The 22,863-nt window shown below is 64.6% G+C and carries 17 protein-coding genes and 2 riboswitches; of the genes, 1 reads left to right on the top strand and 16 read right to left on the bottom strand.

The features are described 5' to 3' along the window. The 11 genes from UIB01_RS11730 to UIB01_RS11680 all read right to left on the bottom strand — a co-directional run bounded on the left by UIB01_RS11730 (position 1) and on the right by UIB01_RS11680 (position 15,224). Positions 1 to 1,023 (bottom strand): fatty acid desaturase family protein, encoded by a 1,023-nt coding sequence (locus tag UIB01_RS11730; RefSeq protein ID WP_038660492.1) that lies wholly within the window; start codon positions 1,021 to 1,023, stop codon positions 1 to 3. A gap of 44 nt (positions 1,024 to 1,067) precedes the next feature. Continuing rightward, on the bottom strand, positions 1,068 to 2,069 hold the full coding sequence (locus tag UIB01_RS11725; RefSeq protein ID WP_038660489.1) for an ABC transporter substrate-binding protein: 1,002 nt from the start codon (positions 2,067 to 2,069) through the stop codon (positions 1,068 to 1,070). A 48-nt stretch (positions 2,070 to 2,117) separates the two neighbouring features. After that, positions 2,118 to 2,220, bottom strand: a riboswitch (guanidine-I (ykkC/yxkD leader). A gap of 308 nt (positions 2,221 to 2,528) precedes the next feature. Continuing rightward, positions 2,529 to 3,500: an aldo/keto reductase gene (locus UIB01_RS11720; protein ID WP_038660486.1), complete on the bottom strand. Its 972-nt coding sequence runs from the start codon at positions 3,498 to 3,500 to the stop codon at positions 2,529 to 2,531. Between the two features lie 182 nt (positions 3,501 to 3,682). Beyond that, positions 3,683 to 5,485: an allophanate hydrolase gene (gene atzF / locus UIB01_RS11715; protein ID WP_038660483.1), complete on the bottom strand. Its 1,803-nt coding sequence runs from the start codon at positions 5,483 to 5,485 to the stop codon at positions 3,683 to 3,685. Between the two features lie 98 nt (positions 5,486 to 5,583). Further along, a complete protein-coding gene (uca, locus tag UIB01_RS11710) occupies positions 5,584 to 9,183 on the bottom strand; it encodes an urea carboxylase (protein ID WP_038660480.1) in 3,600 nt (1,199 codons plus the stop codon). Positions 9,184 to 9,341: 158 nt separating this feature from the next. Further along, positions 9,342 to 9,977, bottom strand: a complete 636-nt coding sequence (locus UIB01_RS11705) for an urea amidolyase associated protein UAAP2 (RefSeq protein ID WP_038660478.1) — start codon at positions 9,975 to 9,977, stop codon at positions 9,342 to 9,344. A gap of 11 nt (positions 9,978 to 9,988) precedes the next feature. Beyond that, complete coding sequence (locus UIB01_RS11700) at positions 9,989 to 10,717, bottom strand: urea amidolyase associated protein UAAP1 (RefSeq protein WP_038660475.1); 729 nt, start codon at positions 10,715 to 10,717, stop codon at positions 9,989 to 9,991. 1 nt (position 10,718) lies between these two features. Continuing rightward, positions 10,719 to 11,609, bottom strand: a complete 891-nt coding sequence (locus tag UIB01_RS11695) for an ABC transporter ATP-binding protein (RefSeq protein WP_230585246.1) — start codon at positions 11,607 to 11,609, stop codon at positions 10,719 to 10,721. Further along, positions 11,606 to 12,421, bottom strand: a complete 816-nt coding sequence (locus UIB01_RS11690) for an ABC transporter permease (protein WP_038660472.1) — start codon at positions 12,419 to 12,421, stop codon at positions 11,606 to 11,608. The genes UIB01_RS11695 and UIB01_RS11690 overlap by 4 nt, the downstream gene beginning before the upstream one ends. A 129-nt stretch (positions 12,422 to 12,550) precedes the next feature. Then, positions 12,551 to 12,648, bottom strand: a riboswitch (guanidine-I (ykkC/yxkD leader). Between the two features lie 194 nt (positions 12,649 to 12,842). Continuing rightward, positions 12,843 to 14,312 (bottom strand): methyl-accepting chemotaxis protein, encoded by a 1,470-nt coding sequence (locus tag UIB01_RS11685; RefSeq protein WP_038660469.1) that lies wholly within the window; start codon positions 14,310 to 14,312, stop codon positions 12,843 to 12,845. A gap of 105 nt (positions 14,313 to 14,417) precedes the next feature. Further along, positions 14,418 to 15,224 (bottom strand): TatD family hydrolase, encoded by an 807-nt coding sequence (locus tag UIB01_RS11680; protein ID WP_038660466.1) that lies wholly within the window; start codon positions 15,222 to 15,224, stop codon positions 14,418 to 14,420. A 171-nt stretch (positions 15,225 to 15,395) separates the two neighbouring features. On the opposite strand from UIB01_RS11680, the gene UIB01_RS11675 reads away from it, so the two are divergent. Further along, positions 15,396 to 16,811 (top strand): MltF family protein, encoded by a 1,416-nt coding sequence (locus UIB01_RS11675; RefSeq protein ID WP_038660463.1) that lies wholly within the window; start codon positions 15,396 to 15,398, stop codon positions 16,809 to 16,811. Here UIB01_RS11675 and UIB01_RS11670 read toward each other — a convergent pair. The 5 genes from UIB01_RS11670 to UIB01_RS11650 form a co-directional block, all read right to left on the bottom strand. After that, complete coding sequence (locus UIB01_RS11670; protein ID WP_038660461.1) at positions 16,808 to 17,821, bottom strand: lipase secretion chaperone; 1,014 nt, start codon at positions 17,819 to 17,821, stop codon at positions 16,808 to 16,810. The two genes, UIB01_RS11675 and UIB01_RS11670, sit on opposite strands and share 4 nt — an antisense overlap. 63 nt (positions 17,822 to 17,884) lie before the next feature. Then, positions 17,885 to 18,820 (bottom strand): triacylglycerol lipase, encoded by a 936-nt coding sequence (locus tag UIB01_RS11665; protein ID WP_038660458.1) that lies wholly within the window; start codon positions 18,818 to 18,820, stop codon positions 17,885 to 17,887. Positions 18,821 to 19,130: 310 nt separating this feature from the next. After that, positions 19,131 to 19,628, bottom strand: a complete 498-nt coding sequence (greB, locus tag UIB01_RS11660) for a transcription elongation factor GreB (protein WP_038660455.1) — start codon at positions 19,626 to 19,628, stop codon at positions 19,131 to 19,133. A 39-nt stretch (positions 19,629 to 19,667) separates the two neighbouring features. After that, entirely contained in the window at positions 19,668 to 22,172 is a 2,505-nt protein-coding gene (locus UIB01_RS11655; RefSeq protein WP_038660452.1) for an ABC transporter permease, read from the bottom strand. Further along, on the bottom strand, positions 22,169 to 22,855 hold the full coding sequence (locus UIB01_RS11650; protein ID WP_038660449.1) for an ABC transporter ATP-binding protein: 687 nt from the start codon (positions 22,853 to 22,855) through the stop codon (positions 22,169 to 22,171). The genes UIB01_RS11655 and UIB01_RS11650 overlap by 4 nt, the downstream gene beginning before the upstream one ends. Positions 22,856 to 22,863 lie beyond the last annotated feature (8 nt).

The following is a 22,863-nucleotide window of genomic DNA, read 5'->3' as shown; positions in this document are numbered from 1 at the left end:
TCACACCGCCGTCAGGAAGGAGACGCCCACGGCGCCGTAGAAGTTGTCGGCCTTGTGTGGCCCTTCGCTGACCACGCCGTAGTCATCGTCCAGCACGCGGCGCACGCGGTAGCGGTGGAAGCTGCCGAGCAGCTTGCGCATGGGGATGACCTGGTTGTAGGTGCTGCCGTACAGCTCGGCGTGCAGCTGGGGCAGGCGATACCAGGGCGCCACCGGCTTCTCGTGGTGGGCGTTGTGGAAGGAGAAGTTGAGCAGCAGCAGGTTCAGCGCCGGCCAGCGCTCGGAAACCACGTTGCTGTAGGTGTTCTGCTGCTCGTAGCTGCGGTCGCGGCGCTTGTCCTCCGGCAGCTTGCCGCCATCTTCCAGCACGGCGAACGCCTCGTAGGTGTGCTGATAGGCATCGGCGAAACGCAGCACGCTGAGCATGATCATCCAGGCTACGGCGTAGAGCAGCACGGCCTTCAGCGAGAGCGCCGCGAGCCCGGCAAAAAGCAGCGTGCGAACGGCCAGCACCGCGGCGACCTTGCCACGGCGGGCGCGGTGCTTGTCGTTGTCGGTGATAAAGGGCAGGGCGATCACGTAGAAATGCATGATCAGCTCCACCGCCGGCACATAGGCCCATTCCAGCGCCAGTACCAGTTTCTGGAACCACACGGGGCGCGCCTTGAGAAAGGCCTTGCTGTCGAAGGTGATCACGTCGGCGCGGTCGACGTGGTGGCGCATGTGCTTCTTGCGCAGGTCCTGAAACTCGGCGTAGCAGCTGCCGCATAGCCAGCTGCAGACGTTGCCGGCCCATTCGTTGTGCTTGGGCACGCTGAAGATGGCGCCGTGGGCGAATTCGTGGATCAGGTAGGCGGCGATGATCATGCCGTGGGCCAGCAGCAACGTGCCCAGCGCGTTCAACCAGCCGTTGCCGGCGAACAGCAGGGCCATGCCACCGCCGTAGGCAAGCGCGGTATAGAGGATGGCCAGCGTGTTGGGCACGCGGCCATCGGCATAGCGGTACAGGGGTTTGGCAGTCATGGTCTTCTCCAGCACGGGCGGGCAACTGCCCGCCGGGCATCGGCTTACTGGGCGAGCGCTTCGGTGAACTGGGCGTCGTAGGTCTTGCTGAAGTCCGGGATGGTCGGAATCTGCCCGTTGTCCTTGAGCAGCTTGGCGATGATCGCGCCGCTGCCATGGAAGGAATGGGTGTCGTCACCTGGCGTGAAGCTCTTGCCCATCTCGGCGAGCGGTATGTTGTAGGCGCCGGCCATTTGCTCGACGGCTTCTTCGGCGCTGACGCCGAGCACCTCGCCGATGATCTCAGCCGACTCCTCGGGGTGCGCCTGCATGTAGGCCAGGCCGTCGAGATAGCCCTGCATCATTGCCTTGATGGCAGCGGGCTTCTTGGCGATCACCGCCTCGTCGAATACCAGCACGTCGGTGATCAGGCCTGGCGCGTCCTTGGACGAATAGACGACCTTGAACTTGTCGCCCCCGCCCATAGAGAGAATCTGCGAGACGTTGGGCTCGTAGGTCACGCCGACCGGCAGGTTGCCCGAGGCCATGGCGCCGGGAATGCCTTCCGGGGTCATGTTGACGGCGTTGATGTCCTTGTCGCTCATGCCGTTCTGTTGCAGCGCATAGGCGAGCAGGAAGTCCGACGGCGACAGCGGATTGAAGCCAACCTTCTTGCCCTTGAAGTCGGCGACGGACTGAATCGAGGCATCGGCGACGATGGCGTCACCGCCATTGGAAAAGTCGATGGGCATCACCACCCGATGCTTCAAGCCCTTGGCAACCGAGGCCACCACCTGGTCGTAGGTGAGCATGCCGCCGTCCAGGGCGCGGCTGAGCATGGCGGTGGGGATCAGCGCCGGGTCGTTGAAGAACTGCAGGTCCACGTCCAGGCCATGGGGCTTGAACAGGTCTTTCTTGTCGGCGACGTAGAAGGGGCCGTAGCCGGCCCAGACGACAGTGCCGATCTTCAGCTTCTCGGCGGCCTGGCTGGTCAGCGGTGAAAGCAAGGTCGCAACGGCCAAGCCGGCGGCGAGGAGGGTCTTGTTCAGCGAGCGCAGTGTGGACATGGCGTGATTTCCCTACACATTGGAATGACAGGCACGGGATGACATCGCGTCTCCCGGGCTTTTATCCCTCCGTGTAGTCCCGTCCTTGGGACCGGAGAACTCTCGGACCAGCGCCCACTCCCTGTGAGCCGGAACCCTAGTTCTCCTTGAAGTTGCTCCTGATTGTGCCAAGCGTCATGAGTGCCGGTGGCGACTCATCCCGTTCACTGTGGATAGAGCAGGTTGCGTGCCAAATGCCGCCATCTAAGAAAAAGCTCAGTTATTCAACAGCTTGCCTTTTGGGATCGCTGCGAGTCGCTTTGCCGGACGTGAAGTTCATTGCTCCGTAATGGGGAGCCTTGCTCCGCGATAGTGCGGAGCAAGGCTGTGTGGTGGGAGGTCAACGGCGGAGAAAGCACAGCATCCCCAAGGCGCTCCCACAAACGTTGATGCGGGAGTCAGGGGGGCGGGGCGAACGAATCAGGTCGGTACCGGTGCGTCCTCGCGCAGAAGGCCTTCGAGCTTGAGCGCCTGCCAGAACTCGCTGGGGATTCGGGTATTGAAGTACTCCATGTACTGCTTCGGTCGCTCGGGGTTCGCCGTGCCGGGGATGACCGAGGCGACCACCGGGTTGGCCAGGCAGAAATGCAGGGCGGCGGCCCGCAGGTCGACGCCGCAGCGCTCGGCGACGGCCTTGAGCTGCTCCCTGCGCTGGGCGACCTGTGGTGGGATCTGGTCGTACTCATAGTGATCGCCACCAGCCAGGACGCCGGAGTTGAACGGCCCGCCAACGACGACGCCAACGCCGCGTGCCTGGCAGGTCGGAAACAGGGTGTCCAGCGCCTCGTCGTGTTCGAGCAGCGAATAGCGGCCGGCCAACAGGAACACGTTCGGATCGCTCTGCTCCAGCGCCATGCGGCACGGTTCGACCAGATTGACCCCTAAGCCCCAGCCGCGAATCACACCCTCATCGCGCAATTGCGTCAGAGCCTTCGCCGCGCCGTTCATCGCTTGCTGGAAGTACTCCTTCCACTGCGGGCCCCATTGATCCTCGGAAACGTCGTGAATGAACACCACATCGAGGCGATCGACGCCCATGCGTTCCAGGCTGTCCTCGATGGAGCGCCGCGCGCCGTCGGCCGAATAGTCTGGCACACGCTTGTTGGGAAGCTCGTCGACGAAGGGTTTGGCGTTTTCCGGCTGACTGGCCGGCTGCAGCAGGCGCCCGACCTTGGTGCTCAGCACGTATTCATCGCGCGGCTTGCCGCTCAGCAGGCGGCCGAAGCGTTGTTCGGCCAGGCCCGCGCCATAGTGCGGCGATACGTCGTAATAGCGAAAACCGGCGTCCCAGGCGGCCTTGAGGGTGGCGTCGGCGGTTTCTTCGCTGAGTGGGTGGAACATGTTGCCCAGCGGTGCGCCGCCGAGGCCGATGCGTGGCAGGGTGATACGCATGGAATCCTCCTTTGGATGCAGATGGTGCCGACCGAGATCGGCATGGCTCTGCATCGGAGGTCGGCCGGAACGGGGATGTTCCGGCGATGCGACGGAATGGCTATAGCGGTTATTGCAGGGTTGGGTAAGGCGCCGGGACTGCTGGTTGCATAGCACCGCGGCGCCCCGTGTGTTGCCGCCGTTTAGCCGCGGCTTTTCAGATAGGCGCGCCAGCCGCCCAGCTCGGTGATCTCCTCTGCGCCCTGCAGGCCGTAGGGCTCGCAGATGAACCCCGTCTCCCAGCGACCATCGGCCAGCTGCACCTTGCCCAGACCGAGCGGTGCCGGAATGCCGGTGAGAAAGGAGCCGAGCTCTGCACTCGGCAGCTCCCAGACCTCCAGCTCGATGGCCGCCCCGCCTTCGGCCACCCGGACCATGCCGGGGCGGAACGGTGAGCCGCCGGCCAGGGCGTAGAGCTTGTAGTTCGGCGTGCTGCGGGTGGCTTCGAGCAGCCGGCCGCCGCGCTGCCTGAGCTGCCAGTTGAGCGGCAGCCCATCCAGGTGCGCGCCGCAGACCACCACGCGGGCGCGGTCGTTGCGCGCCGGGTTCTGCGGTGCCGGCGTGTCGAGCGCGTTGACGCCGATCAGCTTCAGCTCGGTCTGGCGCTGCAGCGCATCAGCCAGGCTCAACAGGTATTGATCGGTGAACGCCCGGCCGAACAGCGTTATGCCCCAGGGCAGGCTATTGGCCATAACGGCGGCCGGCACCGCGACCGCGGCGTAGTCCAGCATGTTCATGAAGTTGGTGTAGTAGCCCAGGTCCGAGTTGCGCTTGACCGGCTCGGCGTGCAGCTCGGCGAGTGTCACCGGGCGCGGGTAGGCGGGCGTCAGCACGCAATCGACTTCGGCCATGATCCGGTCGCAGATGGCCTTGAGCTGTTGTAGACGGTACTGAGCCTGGAACAGCTGCACGGCGGTAGTGCCGGGTGCCTTCTCCAGCACGGCCTTGATTACCGGCAGCACGGCGCCGGGCTGCCGCTCGATGAGCTCGCCCGCCACGCTGTAGCGTTCGGCCACCCAGGGGCCTTCATAGAGCAAGCGCGCGGCTTCAAGGAAAGGCGTGAAGTCCACCTCCACCGGCTCGCCGCCAATGGCTTTCAGCTGTTCGATGGTGGCGGCGAACAATACCGGGCTTTCCGCGCAGCCGAGGAATTCCAGCTGCGATGGCACGCCGAAGCGAAAGGATTTCACCTGACCAAAAGCCGAGCCGTCATTCCACAGTGGATTGGCGCGGCTGTATTCGTCACGTGGATCGAGCCTGGCGTTCAGCGCGAGCAGCTGGCTGGCTTCGGCGGCGGTGGCGGTGAAGAAGGTCACGCAATCCAGCGTGCGGCAGGCTGGCACCACCCCGGCGGTGGAGATCAGCCCCTTGCTCGCCTTCAGTCCAACCAGGTTGTTCAGCGCCGCCGGCACCCGGCCAGAGCCGGCGGTATCGGTACCCAGGGCGAAGCTCGCCAGCCCCAGCGCCACGGCCAGCGACGAGCCGGCGCTGGAGCCACCAGAGGGGTAGTCCGGGTGCACGGAGTTGCGGCACTCGCCGTAGGGCGAGCGGGTGCCGTTGAGGCCGGTGGCGAACTGGTCGAGGTTGGTCTTACCCAGCGGCACGGCACCGAGGGCGATCAGCTGCTCGACGATGGTGGCGCTGGTTTCCGGTGTATAGGCAAAGGCGGGGCAGGCAGCGGTGGTGGGGATGCCGGCCAGGTCGATGTTGTCCTTGATGGCGAAGGGGATGCCGTAGAGCGGTAGCTCGGCGGGCGTCTTGGTTTCCAGCGCGGCCAGGTAGGGCTCGAGTTCCTCGGCACTCAGCAGGTGGATAAAGGCATTGAATTCGCCGTTCAGCTTGGCAGCCTTGGCGCGCAGGTCGAGGATCAGTTGGCGCGGGGTAGTGATGCCTTCGCGGTAGGCGGCGCTCAGTGTGGCCAGGCGCAGGTCGAATGTCGTGGTCATCTCATGTCCCTCGTAGGGTGGGAAACGGCGAAGCCTTTCCCACCGCGATGTTTGTTGCCGGCCCGGTGGGCCGGTTGGTGGATACGGTTGCTTCGGGCTCACCCCTCCTCGATCACCACCACTCGCTGGCCGGCGCGCACCGGCGAGCCGGGCTGGGCGCGGACCTCTTTCACCACCCCGGCGACGGGTGCGGTGAGCGGAATCTCCATCTTCATGCTCTCGAGGATCACCAGCACGTCGCCGGCCTCGACCCGCGCGCCTTCTGCCACCGACACCTGCCAGAGATTGCCGGCGATATGGCTTTCGATGCCGTGCAGTCCGCTGCCGAGCGGCGCATCTTCGCCGAGGTCGGCAGCGACTTCCTCGCTCTCGAAATGTGCCTGGCCGGACGCGATCCAGCGCTGGCGCTCGGCGTCGAAGGCGGCGCGCTGCTGGCGGCGGAAGGCGTCGATGCCTTCGGCCTCGGCGGCGAGAAAGTCCTGGTAGTCCGACAGGCGAAGCTCGGTCTGCTCGATCTTCAGCGGGTAGCGCCCCAGCGGGAAGTCACGGCGGATCTTCAACAGCTCCTCGGCCGAGACCGGATAGAAGCGGATCTGGTCGAAGAAACGCAGCAGCCACGGCTGGCCGCCGAACGCCGCAACCGCGCGGTAGCGGTTCCACATCTGCAGGGTGCGGCCGACGAACTGGTAGCCACCTGGGCCTTCCATGCCGTAGACGCACATGTAGGCACCCCCAATACCGACCGAGTTTTCGGCCGTCCAGGTGCGCGCCGGGTTGTACTTGGTGGTGACCAGCCGATGCCGTGGGTCCAGCGGAGTGGCCACCGGCGCGCCGAGGTATACGTCACCCAGGCCCATCACCAGGTAGCTGGCCTCGAATACCGTGCGGTACACCTCGTCGAGGTCCGGCAGGTCGTTGATGCGGCGGATGAACTCCAGGTTGCTCGGGCACCAGGGCGCGTCCTTGCGCACCGTGGTCATGTACTTCTCGATTGCAAGCGTGCAGGCCGGGTCGTCCCAGGACAGCGGCAGATGGACGATGCGCGATGGCACCTTGAGATCCTGCGCGGCGCACACCGCGTCCCATTCACCGGCGACGATGTCGAGCAGCGTCTGCAGCGCCAGGGTTTCCGGCTGGTAGTGCACCTGCAGGGAGCGGATGCCGGGAGTGAGGTCGATGACGCCGTCCAACTGCTTGGCCTCCAGTGCCTGCATCAGCGCATGGCCACGGAAGCGCAGCACCAGGTCCAACTCCGGTTGGCCGATTTCCAGCAAGAGGTGGGTGTCGCCGGAGAGGCGCGCCACCAGGCGCGTATCCGCCTCGCCGATATCCAGCACGATGGGCGATTGCAGCGCCACCGGCACGCACGGCACCGGCGCGGCGGCAAGATGGGCGCACTCGATGTTGGCTGCCTGGGCCAGCTTGCGTGCGCTGGCCACGTCCACCGGCACGAAGCGCACCTTGTCGCCGGCCTTGAGCTGGCCGAGCTGCCAGAGGTCGGCTTCGATAATGGTCACCGGGCAGACGAAGCCGCCCAGGCTCGGACCGTCCGGGCCGAGGATCACCGGCATGTCGCCAGTGAAGTCCACCGCGCCGATGGCGTAGGGGTTGTCGTGGATGTTCGACGGGTGCAGACCAGCCTCGCCGCCGCTCTCGCGCACCCACTCGGGCTTGGGTCCGATCAGGCGCACGCCGGTGCGGCTGGAGTTGAAGTGCACTTCCCAGTCGGTGCCGAAGAAGGTCTGGATATAGCCCTCGGTGAAATACTCCGGCGCGCCGTGCGGGCCGTAGATCACCCGCAGCTCGCGGACCGCCGGCAGGGCGCTGCACAGCTCGACGGCCAGCGCGGCGCCGGCAGATGAATCGGTCAGCGGGGCGAGGTGCAGCACGTCGCCGGCACGCAAGGCGCGGCCGCCGTGGCCGCCGAACTGGCCGAGGGTGAAGGTGCTCTTGCTGCCCAAGTAGTCCGGCACCTGCAGACCGCCGCGCACGCACAGATACGACCGCGAGCCGGCGCCGGCGATGGTACCCATGGTCAGCGTACTGCCGGCCTTGATCAGGATCGCCGTATTCATCGGCTGTTCGACGTCATCTAGCTTGAGCGGAATCTGCGCGCCGGTAATTGCCACCACCGCCTCGGTGTTGAAGCGCAGGATCGGCCCGCTCATGGTGATTTCCAGCCCGGCGGCGTCTTCGGCGTTGCCGAGCAGGGCATTGCCCAGACGCAGGGCGCGGCTGTCCATCGGGCCGGACGGCGGCACGCCTACCGCCCAGTAGCCGAGGCGGCCGGGGAAGTCCTGTACGGTGGTCTGGGTGCCGGCGCTGATAACCTCGAAGGTACTGGCCTTGTAGCTGAGCCTCTCCAGGCAGCGGGTCCAGGGGTTGCCGCTGGCGAAGGGCGCATAGCCGAGGATCTGCCGAAGGTAAGTGCGGTTGGTTTCCACGCCGTAGAGCAGGGTGTCGCCCAGCGCGGTATCCAGCGCGACACGGGCGCTCTCCCGATCCGGCGCCCAGGTGATCAGCTTGGCGACCATCGGGTCGAAATAGGGCGGGATCTCGCAACCAGCCTCGACCCAGGTGTCGATACGCAGGGCTTTGCCGTCGCCCTTGGGAAAATCCACGGCGGTGAGCAGGCCGGGGCTGGGCTGGAAATCCCGGCCCGGGTCTTCGGCATACAGGCGCGCCTGGATCGAATGGCCCGACGGCTTCAGCGTTTTCGCCAGCTCCGCCAGCGGGGGCAGGTCGCCGGCGGCCAGCTCGATCATCCAGCGCACCAGATCGACGCCCCAGACCTGCTCGGTGACGCCATGCTCGACCTGCAGGCGGGTGTTCACCTCAAGGAAATAGAACTGCTCGGCCTCGGCGTCGTAAACGAACTCGACCGTGCCGGCGCTGCGGTAATTGACCGCCTTGGCCAGCTTGATCGCCGCTTCGCACAGCGCCTCGGCCATGCCGGTCGGCAGGTTCGGCGCCGGGGTTTCCTCCAGCACCTTCTGGTTGCGCCGTTGCACCGAGCAGTCGCGCACGCCCAGGGCGATCACGTCACCCTGGCCGTCGCCGAACACCTGTACTTCCAGGTGGCGGGCGCGCTCGATGTATTTCTCGATGAACACGCCCGAATCGCTGAAGTTGTTCTGCCCCAGGCGCTTGACCGCGTCGAAGGCATCAGTGAGCTCCGCCGCCGAGCGGCACACGCGCATGCCGATACCGCCACCGCCGGCGGTGCTTTTCAGCATCACCGGGTAGCCGACCTGCTCGGCGGCGCCGAGAGCATCGGTGAGGCTGTCGAGCAGCTCGGTGCCTTCCAGCATCGGCACTGCATGTTGCTTGGCCAGGGCGCGGGCGGTGTGCTTGAGGCCGAACACGCGCAACTGCTTCGGCGTCGGGCCGACGAAGGCGATGCCCGCCGCCTCGCAGGCCTCGGCAAAGGCGGCGTTTTCGGAGAGAAAACCGTAGCCGGGGTGGATGGCTTTCGCGCCGGTTTCCCGGGCGATGCGGAGAATCTTCTCCACCACCAGATAGGTCTGCGCTGCCGGGCCTTCGCCCAGGCTGTGAGCCTCGGCGGCCTGCTGGATATGCAGGCTGGCGGCGTCGGCCTCGGAGTAAACGGCGACGCCATTCACGTCCAGGTCACGTAGCGTACGCAGGATGCGGCAGGCTATGGCGCCGCGGTTGGCGATCAGGAGTTTGTCGAACATCTTCAGTAACCCTCGAAGGGCTGGCGGGCCGTCCCGCCTTTATTCATCTGCGCCACGGCCGTCCGTGGTTGGAGAGGGTTTCTTCGCTGCCGGCAACTCGGGCCGCTGCCCGGCGCGCGCCTGCAGCAGCGGCAGCAAGTGGCGTCGCAACAGCGGTATCAGTCCCACACCAGCACCTCGGCAGGGGTCGGGTTCCAGCCGTTGCAGGGGTTGTTCAGCTGCGGGCAGTTGGAGATCAGCATGATCACGTCCTGCTCGGCCTTGAGCTCCACGTACTTGCCCGGCGCGGAGATGCCGTCGGCGAAGGTCAGGCCGCCTTCGGGCGTCACCGGCACGTTCATGAAGAAGTTGATGTTGGCGCCGATGTCGCGCTTGGTGAGGCGGCCGTCGTTGAGGCTGGCGCGCAGGAAATTGTCGCGGCAGCTGTGCATGTAGCGCTTGTCCAGCGCATAGCGCACCACGTTGCTCTCCTGGGCGCAGGCGCCGCCGAGGGTGTCGTGGCGACCGCAGGTGTCGGCGACGATAGTCAGCAGCGGATTGCCGAGGTTCGAATAGAGCACCGTGCCGGTGGTGAGGTAGACGCGGTTCTGCTTGCGCAGGGTGCGTTGCGGGTCGTAGCGTTCGCGCGGATTCCTCGCGCTGAAGAACAGCGTGTCCACGGCCTGGTTGCCTTCCAGATCGAGCAGGCGCAGGGTCTGGCCGGCCTTCACTTCGAACAGATACGGCTCGCCAGCGGGGATTTCGTGGCGGAACACGGCGGTTTCAGGGTGCAGGTTGCTTGCAACGATCGTCATCTAGGCACTCCTCAGACGTACAGCCGTTCGGTGTTATGGAAGGCGCGGCCGTTCTCCGGCCGCGAGGTGCGGCAGAGAACACTGATGCCGTCGCTGGCGACGCTGTGCCAGCTGAGCTGCACCGGTTTCGGGGTGTAGGTTGGGTTCGGGTCCAGCGGATGCTGCAGCGCAGTGAGGATCACCAGCGTGTCCATCGGTGCGTACAGCTCGACGTAGTCGCCGGGCTGGCTGTTGCCCGGCTGATAGGCGAAAGCGCCGTCGGCATCGACATCCACCCGACTGAACAGGTTGAGCACCATCAAAAGGTCCTGCAGGTTCAGGTCCCACTTGCCCATTTCCACCAGCAGATTGTCCGTGCCGTTGCGGAAAAAGCCGTTGCGCAGTTCTTGGTAGCGTCCCTCGCCGTACTTTTCGGTCACCTCTTCGGCGTTGAGCACGCCGCCGAAGCTGTCGTGCCAGCCGCAGGTGTCCGCGGTGATGGCGGCGAGCACGCGGCCCATGTCCGAGTACAGGCAGTGGCCGGCGGTGAGTTTGGCGGTGTGCTGGCCCTTGAGCGTGTCTGGCAGGTTCAGTCGCTCACTCTTCTCGTGCGCGTTGAGCAGCATCAGGCTGACGTTGGCGCCGCCTTCGAGATCAGTCAGGCGCAGCAGCTGGCCGCGTTTGAGAACGAAGGAGGTGTGGCCGCCGCCGGGAACGGTTTCCTCGTACAGCGTGGGGCGGATCGCGAGTGAAGCACTCATGTCAGGCTCCTTGATAGGCAGTTCGAAGTGGCTCGCTGAGGGCAGCCGGAAGGCCTGTGGACGCGCCGGGTGCGTGGCGGCCCTCGTGCAGCGGAATGTCATAGGTCACCCGCGCGCCATAGGCGCCCGGGGCGTGGGGATCGATGCGCGGCTTGTCGAAGACCAGGATGCGGCTGCCGAGGGTGAAGCCTTCCGACAGGTCGTGGGTGACCATGAACACGGTCAGCCGGGTTTCCTGCCACAGCTCCAGCAGCAGCGCATGCATGTCCTTGCGGATGCCGGGATCGAGCGCGCCGAAGGGTTCGTCAAGCAGCAGCACGCGCGGCTTCATGATCAGCGCCTGGGCGATGGCCAGGCGCTGCTGCATGCCGCCGGATAGCTGCGCCGGGTATTTGTCCAGCGCATGGCCGAGGCCGACCTTGTGCAGCATCTGCGCAGCCTGCTCGCGTGCTTCGCGCTTGTGGCGCCCGAACAGGCGGCCGAGCAGCGGAGTGCGCGGCAGCTCCAGGCCGAGGGCGACGTTGTCCAGCACGGTTAGATGCGGAAACACCGAGTAGCGCTGGAAGACCACGCCACGGCTGGCATCCGGCTCGCTGGCCAGTGGCTTTCCGTCCAGCAGCAGTTCGCCGCGGCTCGGTGTTTCCTGGCCGAGCAGCAGGCGCAGGAAGGTTGACTTGCCGCAGCCGGAGGCGCCGACCAGGGTGCAGAACTCGCCTTCAGCGATGTTCAGATTCAAGCGCTCCAGCACCACTTGGTCGCCGTACTCCTGCCAGACGTTTTTGACTTGGATGAATGGTTTGGAACTGTCCGCGGTGCGATTTTCACGCGCATGGTGCTCAAGATTTGCCAAGGCCTGGCTGGTGGCGGCGACTCCGCTTTGTTTGGCGCTCATGCCTTGGCTCCTTCGTACCAGGGGAATAGCAGCTGCGTCAGGCGCCGCAGGGAGAAATCCATGGCCCAGGCCAGCAGCGTGATCCAGGCGACGTAGGGCAGGATCACGTCCATGGCCATGTAGCGACGCACGAGGAAGATGCGGTAGCCGAGTCCGTCGGTGGAGGCGATGGCCTCAGCAGCGATGAGGAAAAGCCACGCCGAGCCGAGCACCAGACGCAGGCTGATCATCAGGCGCGGCATGAGCTGTGGCAGGACCAGACGCAGGATCAGCGTCCAGGTGTTGGCGCCGAGGGTCTGCGCCTTGATCAGCAGTTCGCGGGGGATCTCGCGGGCGCGTTGTTCCAGATCGCGCGCCAGTATCGGCGTGATGCCGATGACGATCAGCATCACCTTGGACAGCTCGCCCAGCCCGAACACGATGAACAGGATCGGCAGGATCGCCAGCGGCGGCACCATGGACAGTACCGTGAGCAGCGGCGACAGCGGCGCAGCGAACAGCGGCAGCGTACCAGCGGCAACGCCCAGGCAGAGGCCGGCCATCGCAGCGATGGCGAGGCCGGTGCCGAGGCGCTTGAGGCTGGACGCGGTGTCCTGCCAGAACAGGTAGTCACCGGAGCGTTTGTCCGGGGTGAAAGCAAGGCGCTCTACCGCTGCGCTCATCTGGCTGAAGCTGGGCAGCAGTTTGTCGTTAGGGTTGAGTTCCAGGCGCTGGGTCGAGCTGGTCAGGTACAGCGCCAGTAACAGGGCAAAGGGCAGTATGGCCAGGGCGAGCCAGCCAGTGCGGCTCGGCGTGCGATTGATCAGGCGCATAGGCAGGCGCCTCGGGTTGCAGTGGCCTTGAGAATGGGCAGGGCGGTGAACGGCAGAGCCGATTCGAACGGGCACATGGCAAACCCTCCAGTATTTGGGATGGCGCAGGAGCTGCGTGCAATCACGCTGTTCTCCCGGGCTTTTATCCCGCCGTGTAACCTCACTGGAGGTCGCCAACTCTCGGACCAGCCACTCGCAGGCGAGTCGGAACCCTAGTCGGCTATTTCGAATTTTTGCAGCAGCTTGGCCTGCACCATCAGCAAAGCAAGAGCGGTGCCAACGCACGAATGACGGGCGTCAGCGGCTTGTTGTGCTGAGCAGCGGGTGGGGAGGTGCCCCTTGATGGGGCATGAAACTGGATGCTGCCTGTTTTTCGGGCAGGCAAGGCCGCGTTGTGGTGCAACGCGGCGCGGGAAGTGCCTCAGAGCCTGAGCTGGCCGATGGCGCGACTGAGGTCGGTGGAGAGGGCGGCGAGGTCGGCGCTGGTGCTGGCGGAGCTGACGGTCTGCTCCACGGTGCGCTCGGTGACGTCGCGAATGCCGGTAACCGAGCGGTTGAGCTCTTCGGCCACCTGGCTCTGCTGTTCGGCCGCCACAGCGATCTGCGTATTGCTTTCGCGCATCTGCGCGACTGCGCCGGCGATGGCCTCCAGGGCCTGCGCGGCCTCGTGGGCCTCACGTACGCAATCGTCGGCCTTGAGCGAGCTCTCCTGCATGAACTCCACGGCGTCGCGGGTCATCGATTGCAGTCCGGTGATCATCTGGGTGATCTCGTCGGTGGAGTCCTGCACGCGTTTGGCCAGGTTGCGTACCTCGTCGGCCACCACCGCGAAACCGCGACCCTGTTCACCGGCGCGGGCGGCTTCGATCGCAGCGTTGAGCGCCAGCAGGTTGGTCTGCTCGGCGATGCTGTGAATCACGCTGACCACACCGTTGATCTTCTGGCTGTCGGCAGCGAGCTGCTCGATCATCTCGCCGGTCTGCTGCACACCCTGGGACAGGCTGGAAATGGATTTCTCCACCCGCCCGACCACCCGATGGCCGTCGCCTGCGAGGCGATCGGCATTCTGCGACAGGTCGCGGGTTTCGCGGGCATGTTCGGCAATCTGATGCACCGTGGCGCTCATCTCGTTGATCGCCGTGGCTGCCTGGTCGGTTTCGCCCTGCTGGCCGCGCATGCCGCTATGCACATCGTTCATGCTTGAGGCCAGCCGGCTGGCGCCCTGATCCAGGCGCGCGGCGGCCTGGGCGACGGTGCTGACCACACGCTGATAGCCGCCCTGCATGGCGTTGAACGCACCGGCCATCTGGCCGACTTCGTCACGGCTGTCCAGCGGTACGCGGGCCTGCAGGTCGCCGCTGCGCTCGACATGCAGCATGACGTCCTTGAGCGTGTTGAGGTGGCTAAGCAGGAAGCGAATCAGCAGCTGGGAGGCGGCGAGCAGGCCAAGCATCAGTACCGCCACTGCCACGGCGTAGCTGAAAAAGTGTTGGCCCAGCACCTGCATCACGCCCGGCGTGCGCGCCAGTACGGCAAGCGTGGTGCCATCGGCGCGGGTGAGCACCTGCGCGCCTATGACAGGGTTACTGGCGAACAGGCGGTCATGGGCGAGGGCAGTCCAGCCCCTGTCGGCAAGCGGCCGCCCTTCGACCGAGGCGCGCTGGTTCGGCTGGAACAAAACCAGGTCCGGCGCTTGCGGCAGCGCGGCGGAGTCTGGCCAGGCAGCCAGCAGCGACGCGCGTGCCTGCGCGGCTAACTGGGCGTCGGCACTGCGGGCCGTTTGTTCCAGCTGCACGGCATAGAGCACCAGCAACAAGGCGATGACGAAGGTCACCATGTTGAGCGCCCAGAATTTGTACTTGAGCGACAGATCGCGAATCCAAACGGCCATGACTGCTCTTCTTCTATAGGAGGTTGCGGAAGCGCGGCAAAGCGCTCTGCGGCGCGACTAACATTTAACGGCCGCGGGGCGCAGAGCTTGAGCAGTTTTTGTGAATCAGTCGAGGTCAGGGAGGCCGAAGAATGAGCGGGCGCAGCGGGTCGTGTGTTCAGCCAGTTGTTCAGCGCTTTCGCCACGATGCTGAGCAACTTCGCGCAGAACTTCCGGCAAGTAGGCCGGTTCGTTCTGACCACTTTTAGGTTTCGGCCGCAGACTACGGGGCAACAGATACGGAGCGTCGCTCTCCAGCATCAGTCGTCCCTCCGGAATGTCCTTCATCAGCGGGTGCAGGTGTGTGCCGCGGCGCTCGTCGCAGATCCAGCCGGTGATGCCGATATGCAGATCAAGATCGAGATAGGCGTACAGCGCTGCTTTTTCTCCAGTGAAGCAGTGCACCACGGCGGCCTTCAGCTGGTCGCGAAACGGCCGGAGGATAGCGGTCAGGCGTTCGCTGGCGTCGCGTTCGTGAAGGAAAACCGGCAGCTGTAATTCGACCGCCAGCTGCAGCTGCTCTTCCAGCCCACGCTCCTGCTGCGGACGCGGCGAAAAATCGCGGTTGAAGTCCAGGCCGCATTCGCCAACGGCGCGCACTTGCGGCTCGCGCAGCAGGCCGCGCAACTGGCTGACGCTATCGGTCGACCACTGGCTGGCGTCATGCGGATGCACCCCCGCTGTGCTGAAGAGCTGCTGCCCTGACTCATCCAGTTCACGACAGAGCCCGAGCGCAGCTTCGCTTTCTGCGAGGCTGGTTCCGGTAAGCACCATCTGCACCACGCCTGCCATCCTGGCGCGCTCGACCACCGCGGACGGATTGGCGGCGAAGGACTGATGAGTCAGATTGACGCCGATGTCGATCAATTGCATGACAACCTCGAAAACTTAAAAGCCAATTAAATCAATACGATGTGAAGTATAGCTAAACCAGTTCCAGAGCCTGAACTGGCGCAAACGCGCGTCCTGTGAGAGGCTTTGCCACCTTTGCGGGCAGGGAGCACCGCGTTAGCGTTCTCTGCGTCTTTAGAGCGGTGCGTCCTGATGCCAAGATTGCTGCCACTTCTGTGCTGCCTGCTGCTGGCTTTCATGCCGGGGTTGGCGAGCGCGCGCGTGGCTGGGCCCGAGGCCTGGCAATCGACCGACAAGGTACGTGATCTGGCCGAGATTCGCCGCAGTGGCGTATTGCGCGTGTTGGTCAACCAGAGCCGTAATAGCTCCGGTGAGATCAAGGGTGAGGCAATCGGGGTCGAATACGCGCGGCTGCGCGCCTTCGAGCAACACTTGAATCGCGACGCCGCCTCCGGAAGGTCGATCACTCTCAAGATCATTCCCAAAGCCAAAGATCAATTGCTCGGCGCGCTGCAGCGCGGTGAAGGCGATCTGGTCGCGCCCGGTGAGCTGCTGCCTCTGGCTGGCATGAAAGGCGTCAGTCGCAGTCGACCGGTGGTCCGCGACGTGTCGCTGGTGCTGGTCAGTCGTCAAGGTGGACCGCGCTATCAGCGTCTGGAGCAGCTCTCCGGTCGTAGCCTTGCCTTGCCGCCGGGCAGCGCCGCGGGGCCAGCACTGGCAAAACTGAACAAGCAGCTGATGGAGCGCAAGCTGGCGCCCATCGTCGTCGAGTGGGTCGATCCCACGCTGGCGGTCGAGGATGTGCTGGAAATGGTTCAGGCTGGGGTGTACCCCGCGACCGTTGTCGAACAGACCATCGCGCAGCGCTGGGCCAAGGTCATGCCGAAGCTTCGCATCGAGCAAAACCTGAGTCTCGGCGACAAGGCCAGCATGCACTGGTTCGTGCGTAAGGATGCCAGCATGCTGCGCGCCAGCGCCGACCGGTTCCTCAAGGATTTTGCCTTGCCTGCCAATCAGGATGCGGCCTTCGAGCGCGTCTACCGGCGTTTGTACAAGGTTCAATACCCGCTCGATCGAGTCGGCCGACAGCGCCTGGAGAAGGTCCGGCCGACCCTGCAGCGTTATGCCGAACAGATCGAGCTGGACTGGCTGAACCTTGCCGCGCTGGCCTTCAAGGAATCGACGTTGAATCCTGCTGCGAAAGGCGCGGGTGGCGCGACAGGGCTGATGCAGGTGACGCCGGCCACCGCCCGCGCGATGGGTGTTAGCAATATCCACCAGCTGGAAAACAACGTGCAGGCCAGTGCGAAGTACCTGGCGAACATCCGCCGCAACTACTTCGCCAGTCCCCGGCTGAACGAGCGTGAGCGCATGGCGTTCATTCTCGCGGCATACAACCTGGGGCCGCAGCGGGTGCAGAGCATGCGCGCCGAGGCTCGTCGACGCGGCCTGAATCCGGACCAGTGGTTCTTTCAGGTCGAGCGTATCGCCATGGAGACCGTCGGCATGGGTGTGGTGGGCTACGTCAACAGCGTCAACAAGTACTACCTGGCCTACCACCGCGAGCGCTACCTGCTGGAAGCCGACCGCAAGACAGCGGCCAACTAGCGCTCGGCATTACGACCCTGAGAAACCGCGAGCAGACGCAGGCGTTCGCTGGTGTCGAAATGCTGCTCCTCCAGCCGCTCGATCGCGGCTCGGCGCTCGACGTCGTCCAGGCCGCGAGTGGACTCGATGCTCGCGCGTGCCTGCTGATAGGCCGTGACGCGCTGCTGCCATTGCTGGCGCTGCCGGTCGAGCGCATCGAGCCTGTCGGCCGCTGCGCTGCCGACCAGCTGCTGGCGTAGCTGTCGGATTTGCTCAGGTCCGGCGCCGTTTTGTAGAAGGGCGTTGGTCTGCTCGCGCAGCTCGGTCTGCAGCTGAGGTATCAACAGTTCTTGCAGGTCGGCTGGCAGACCGGCGCGCAGCTGATCAATGGCGCGGCCCTTGGCGTCACTGTCCATGCCCTGATCGAAGCGAATCGCCAGGCGCTCCAGGCTGAAACGATCATAGGTTTCATCGAGGGCAAAGAAGGCCTGGTGGACGGCGGGGTCGAGTACCCTGGCGCGCAATGCCTGCACGGCTGTGAGGCGTTGGCGCAATGCCGACACGTCTGCCGCGCGGGCATAAGATGCTTCTAATTCAAGCAGTTGCCGTTTATAGCTCAGGTATTGGTTGAGTATCGACAGCGCCTGTCCTCGAGCCGGCTCCGACAATTCTGTCGAGATGTGGCGGCGCAGACGCTCAATGCTGCTGTTGAGCGACTCCTCACCGAAGGCCGCGAGAAAGTAATCGAAAAGCTGGCGGACCTCAGCGCCGACGATCAGGTTGCCGGCAGCGTCGACACGAAGTTGGCCATCGATCTGGGTGCCCTGGAATGAAGTGGGCAACTTGGCTGAGCTCTGCGGCTGCAGTTCGGGCTTCGGCGTCTGGCTAATAGGCGCGACTGTTGCGTGGGACGATGAGGGCATCACGGAAGGCGGCACAGCAACGAAAGTCGGTTCCGTGGTGGATCGGCTCAGGATGATGGTCAGGCTTAACGCAACGGCCAGCACCAATAGAAGTATGTATCTGCTCATGGGAATGCCCAACGAAGACGGCCGGGATCATCGACCCCGGCCTTGGTACAGGGATTGATCGCGCTATAGGCCCGCGTTCTTCAACCGATTCGCGTGCTGGCGATAGACGCTGACCGGATCGGTTTCGAACAGGCTGGTCAGCCCCATGAACTGATTCACTTCGTCCAGGTGATTCATCCGGTAGTTGTCGCGGATCACCATCCCCAGGTGTGAGCTGCAGCGTCCGACCAGCCCGTCATTGGGTCCGCTGAAGGCCAGCGAACCGGCGCCCATCAGGGCGTCGCTCACGTCCAGCGGATTGGTCAGCGGACTGGTGCCGCTCCAGGAGTAGTAGTGCACGCCGTTGACCTTGTAAGCGCCTTCGCCGCATGCGGTGGTGGGTATGCCCTGGGGGAACTTGGCATTGAAGCGGGCCGCGCCCTCGCTGTTGAGCGATTCCAGTGAACCCAGCGCATCTTGCGGAGCGCTACTTGAGCTGCCGGAAAGGAAATTGATGAATGCGCCCATGGCGTTCACGAGTCCGGCAACAATCGCCTCGCCGGAGGAGCCTTCGGGAATCTTGCGAATCAGATCGGCGACGTCCGAGCCCTTGTGCGGTGCACCGACACTGGTTACCGAGGCGATCAGGTCCGGCCGAACACCGGCAACATAACGAACCGTCGGGCCCCCATGGCTGTGGCCGATCAGATTGACCTTGGGCTTGCCGCTGATCGCGACGATTTCCTCCACCTGGGCCAGCAACTCTTCACCCCGTAGTTCGGAGGTGTTGAGTTGGCTGACTTGGGTGACATAGACCTGAGCACCATCCCGACGCAATGCCTTGGGAATGCCGTACCAATAATCGACGCCGAGCAAGCTGTCGAACCCGAGCATGCCGTGGGCCAGCACGATCGGGTACTTGGTAGCGGTGTAGCCGCTGCCTGATGCAGCGTAAGCCTGACCGGTAAGCGCCAAGGCGCTACCCAGACAGAGGGCGAGCAAGGTTTTGTTCTTGTTCATGGACGCACTCTTCGAATGTGAATCGGGCTGAGGCAGTCCTTTGCCGTTCACCGCGCGGGGCGCGTACTGCATGTCGACAACCGCAGCATTCGTGCCAGAGCAGCGGCTTTACGATGCGGGTGCTCTAGCTGGCGGAATGCATAAAGAGTGATATTGCGATGAGATCAGCCCCCTGGCCAGGCGCCTGTTACCAAGCGAAACGCCGGGATGGGTTGGAAAGTGATAAAGGCAGAAGTTACCGATTTATAGTGGAAATACAGAGCATGATCGATGCAGATCGTGACTCTGTATTCGGGTTCGGACTGCATGGTCACAGATAGTCAATGGCGACCACGTACCAGAGCTTCAAGCCGGTAGGCGTCTGCACCTGAACTTCCGCATCCAGCGTTTTGCCGACTAATGCGCGGGCCAGGGGAGAATCGATGCTGATCAGGCCTTGGCGCAGATCCAGTTCGTCGGGGCCGACGATTCGATAGCGAGCCTCTTCTCCGTCCTCATCTTCCAGCGTCACCCAGGCCCCGAAATATACTTTGTTCGGATCGCTTGGCCGCTCGCCGACCACTTTGAGTTTTTCCAAACGCTTGGTCAGAAAGCGCACGCGGCTGTCGATTTCGCGCAGCATCTTCTTGCCATAGGTGTATTCGGCGTTCTCCGAGCGGTCGCCCTGTGCGGCAGCCTCACTGACCGACTGGGTCACCTGCGGACGTTTGACGTGCCAGAGCTCGTGCAGCTCGGCGCGCAGCCGGGCCTCACCTTCGGGCGTGATCAACGGCGTGCCGGCCGGGCGGGGTGGGCGGTAGCGGCTCATGGACTTCGAGACCTTGCGAAAAGCGCCGATTGTAGCGCTTCAGCTCTCACGCAGTACCGTCAGCGGGCTGGCATTGAGTGCTCGCCGTGTACCGATCAGCCCGGCACCACCCACCAGCAGCGCGCCGATCAGCGGCAATACCAGCAACCAGGGGTGCGGCTGCCAGCGCAGATCGAATGCGTAGTGGTAGAGCAGGGCGCTGACCAGTTCGCAACCGAGCGCGGCTAGCAGGCCGCTGGCTGCGCCCAGCAATCCGAACTCTGCGCGACGCGCGCGTAGCAGCAGTTGTCGCTCCGCACCGAGTGCACGCAACAGCGCGCCTTGGCGGATGCGCTCGTCCAGCGTTGCCTGCAGCCCGGCAAACAGCACGGCCAACCCGGCTGCCAGGACGAATAGCAACACGTACTCCACCGCCAGTGATACCTGCGCAAGGATGCTGCGCAGCTGAGCCAGCAGCGCCTCGACCTGCAGCAGCGTCACTGAGGGGAACGCGCGAGCCAGCTCCACCAGTTCGCGTTCCTTGCCGGGCGGCAGGTGGAAACTGGTCATATAGGTGGCCGGCATCCCCTGCAACGTGTCCGGTTCGAAGATCATGTAGAAGTTGGGCTGGAAACTGTCCCAGTTGACCTCACGCAAGCTGGTGACGCTGGCTTCGCGGGTCAGTCCGCCGATCGTGAACGACAGGCGATCGCCCAGTTTCAGCTGCAGGCTTTCGGCGAGTTCAGCCTCTACGGATACGCCGGGAACGTCCGTCCCTTTCCGCTCGGTCCACCACTGGCCGGCAACCAGGCGGTTGTCCTTCGGCAGATCGGCTGCCCAGGTCAGGCTCAGGTCTCGGCGGATCGCGCGTTCGCCCTGGGATTCCTTGCTGACCAGTTGGCGCACCGGCTCGCCGTTGATGGAAATCAGCCGGCCCGGCACCACCGGATACAGCGGCGCAGCGTGGCTCGAAAGCGCAGTGATACGCTCGGCGAAAGCATCCTTTTCGGCTGGCAGAACATTGAGCACGAAATGGTTGGGTGCGTTGTCGGGCAGCTGATCCTGCCAGGTGTCGAGCAGCTCGCCACGCAGCAGGGCGATCAACGCCATGGCCAGCAGAATCAGGCCGAAGGCCAGGGCTTGTCCGGCTGCTGCCAAGGGATGTCGCAACAGCTGGCCGAGCCCCAGGCGCCAGCTCAATGAGGCGCCCGCCAACAGGCGACGCATTGCCTTGAGCCCAAGCAGAAGCAGGCCGCCCAGCAGCAAAGTGGCGAGCAGGCCGCCGCCGAGCAGCGCCAAGGTGATCTTCAGGTCGAGGCTCAGGCGCCACATGATCAGGCCAAGGGCGAAGATTGCCGTGCCGTACACCAGCCAGGCACTCGGCGGTACCGGCAGCATGTCGCGACGCAGAACCCGTAGTGGTGGCACGCGGCCCAGCGCAGCCAGTGGCGGCAAGGCAAATCCGGCCAGCGCTACCAGACCAGTTGCAATGCCTGCCACCGCCGGCCAGACTCCGCCAGGCGGTATCTCCTGCGCCAGCAGATCGCGCAAAAGGAAGAACAATCCGTGTTGCGCCGCCCAGCCAAGCAAAGCGCCGGCAAGGCTGGCCAGCAGGCCCAGCATGGCGAGCTGCAGTGTATAGAGCAGCAGAGCATCGTTGCGCGACAGCCCTAGACAGCGCAGCAAGGCGCTGGCGTCGAAGCGGCGGCTGGCGAAGCGGGCTGCGGAGAGAGCGACCGCGACCCCGGCCAGCAGAATCGCGGCTAGGCTGGCGAGGTTCAGGTAGCGCTCGGCGCGGCCAAGCGCACCGCCGATCTGTCGGTTGCTGTCGTTGGCCGTTTCGATGCGCTGATGTGCCTGCAGCCCGGCCTGAACCGCTTGCTGGTAGGCGGCCAGCGCGGCCGTTTCGCCTCGCCAGAGTTCACGATAGCGGACGCGGCTGCCGGGCTGCACGACGCCGGTAGCTTCCAGGTCGTTTAGGTGCATCAGCACGCGCGGCGTCAGGCTGTAGAAATCGCCGACTCGATCCGGTTCGTACGTCAGTACGCGGCTAAGGCGCAGCAGCTTGTTGCCGACCTCGATGCTGTCGCCTATCTCCAGATCGAGCGCAGCGAACAGTCGCGCCTCGGCCCAGGCTTCGCCGGGGGCAGGGCCCGGGCCTGGCTGTTCGGCCTCGTAGGGTTGCGCAGCACTGCGCAGTGTGCCCCGCAGTGGATAGCTGCTGCTGGCTGCCTTTACGCTGGCGAGCTGCAGATCCTGGTCGGTGGCGATGACGCTGGAAAACTCGACGACCTGTGCGTGATCGAGGCCCAGCTGCTTGCCGGCGTCTATCTGCTCCGGCGAGGCGTGCGCACTGCCGCTCAGTACCATGTCGGCACCGAGGAATTCGCTGGCGCGCAGCAGCATTGCATCATTCAGGCGCGCACCGAAATAACCGATCGCGGTGCTCGCAGCGACGGCCACCACAAGGGCGAAGAACAGTACCCGCAACTCACCGGCGCGAGCATCACGTAGCAGCTGGCGGTAGGCCAGGGCGAACATCCGAGCCTTCGGCATGCGCGTCATGCGGCTGTCTCGGCAGCAATCTGCCGTCCGCCCTCGAGGCGAATCATTCGATGGCAGCGCTTGGCCAGGCGTTCATCGTGGGTCACCAGCACGAGCGTGGTGCCGCGCTCGCGATTGAGTTCGAAAAGCAACTCGGTGACGTGCGCACCGGTATGGGTGTCGAGGTTGCCGGTCGGCTCATCGGCAAACAGCACGTCTGGCTCGGCGGCGAACGCGCGGGCCAGCGCGACACGTTGCTGCTCACCGCCCGAGAGCTGGCGTGGGTAGTGATGTAGCCGCTCGCCCAGCCCAACCCGGCCCAGCAGTTCGGTTGCACGCTCACGCGCATCGCGCCGGCCGTCCAGCTCCAGTGGCAGCATGACGTTTTCCAGGGCGTTCAGACTGTCCAGCAGCTGGAAAGACTGGAAGACGAAACCGACATGCTCGGCACGTATGCGTGCCCGCTGATCCTCATCAAGTGCCGCCAGCGCGTGGCCTGCCAGATGCACTTCGCCAGAACTCGGCAGATCGAGCCCGGCCAGCAGGCCCAGCAGGGTGGATTTCCCCGAGCCGGAGGTGCCGACGATCGCAAGGCTGTCGCCCTTGGCGAGTTGCAGCGAGAGGTCGGCCAGAATGCTCAGCTCGCCTTCCGCGCTGGGTACCACTTTGTTAAGGTTCCGGGCGTCGAGAATGTTGCCGCTCATGAGGGGAT

Source organism: Stutzerimonas decontaminans, from assembly GCF_000661915.1.
In the GTDB taxonomy this organism is placed as follows: Bacteria; Pseudomonadota; Gammaproteobacteria; order Pseudomonadales; family Pseudomonadaceae; genus Stutzerimonas; species Stutzerimonas decontaminans.
The sequence above is the reverse complement of the archived record's forward strand: the minus strand, read 5'-3'. Positions and strand labels throughout refer to the sequence as shown.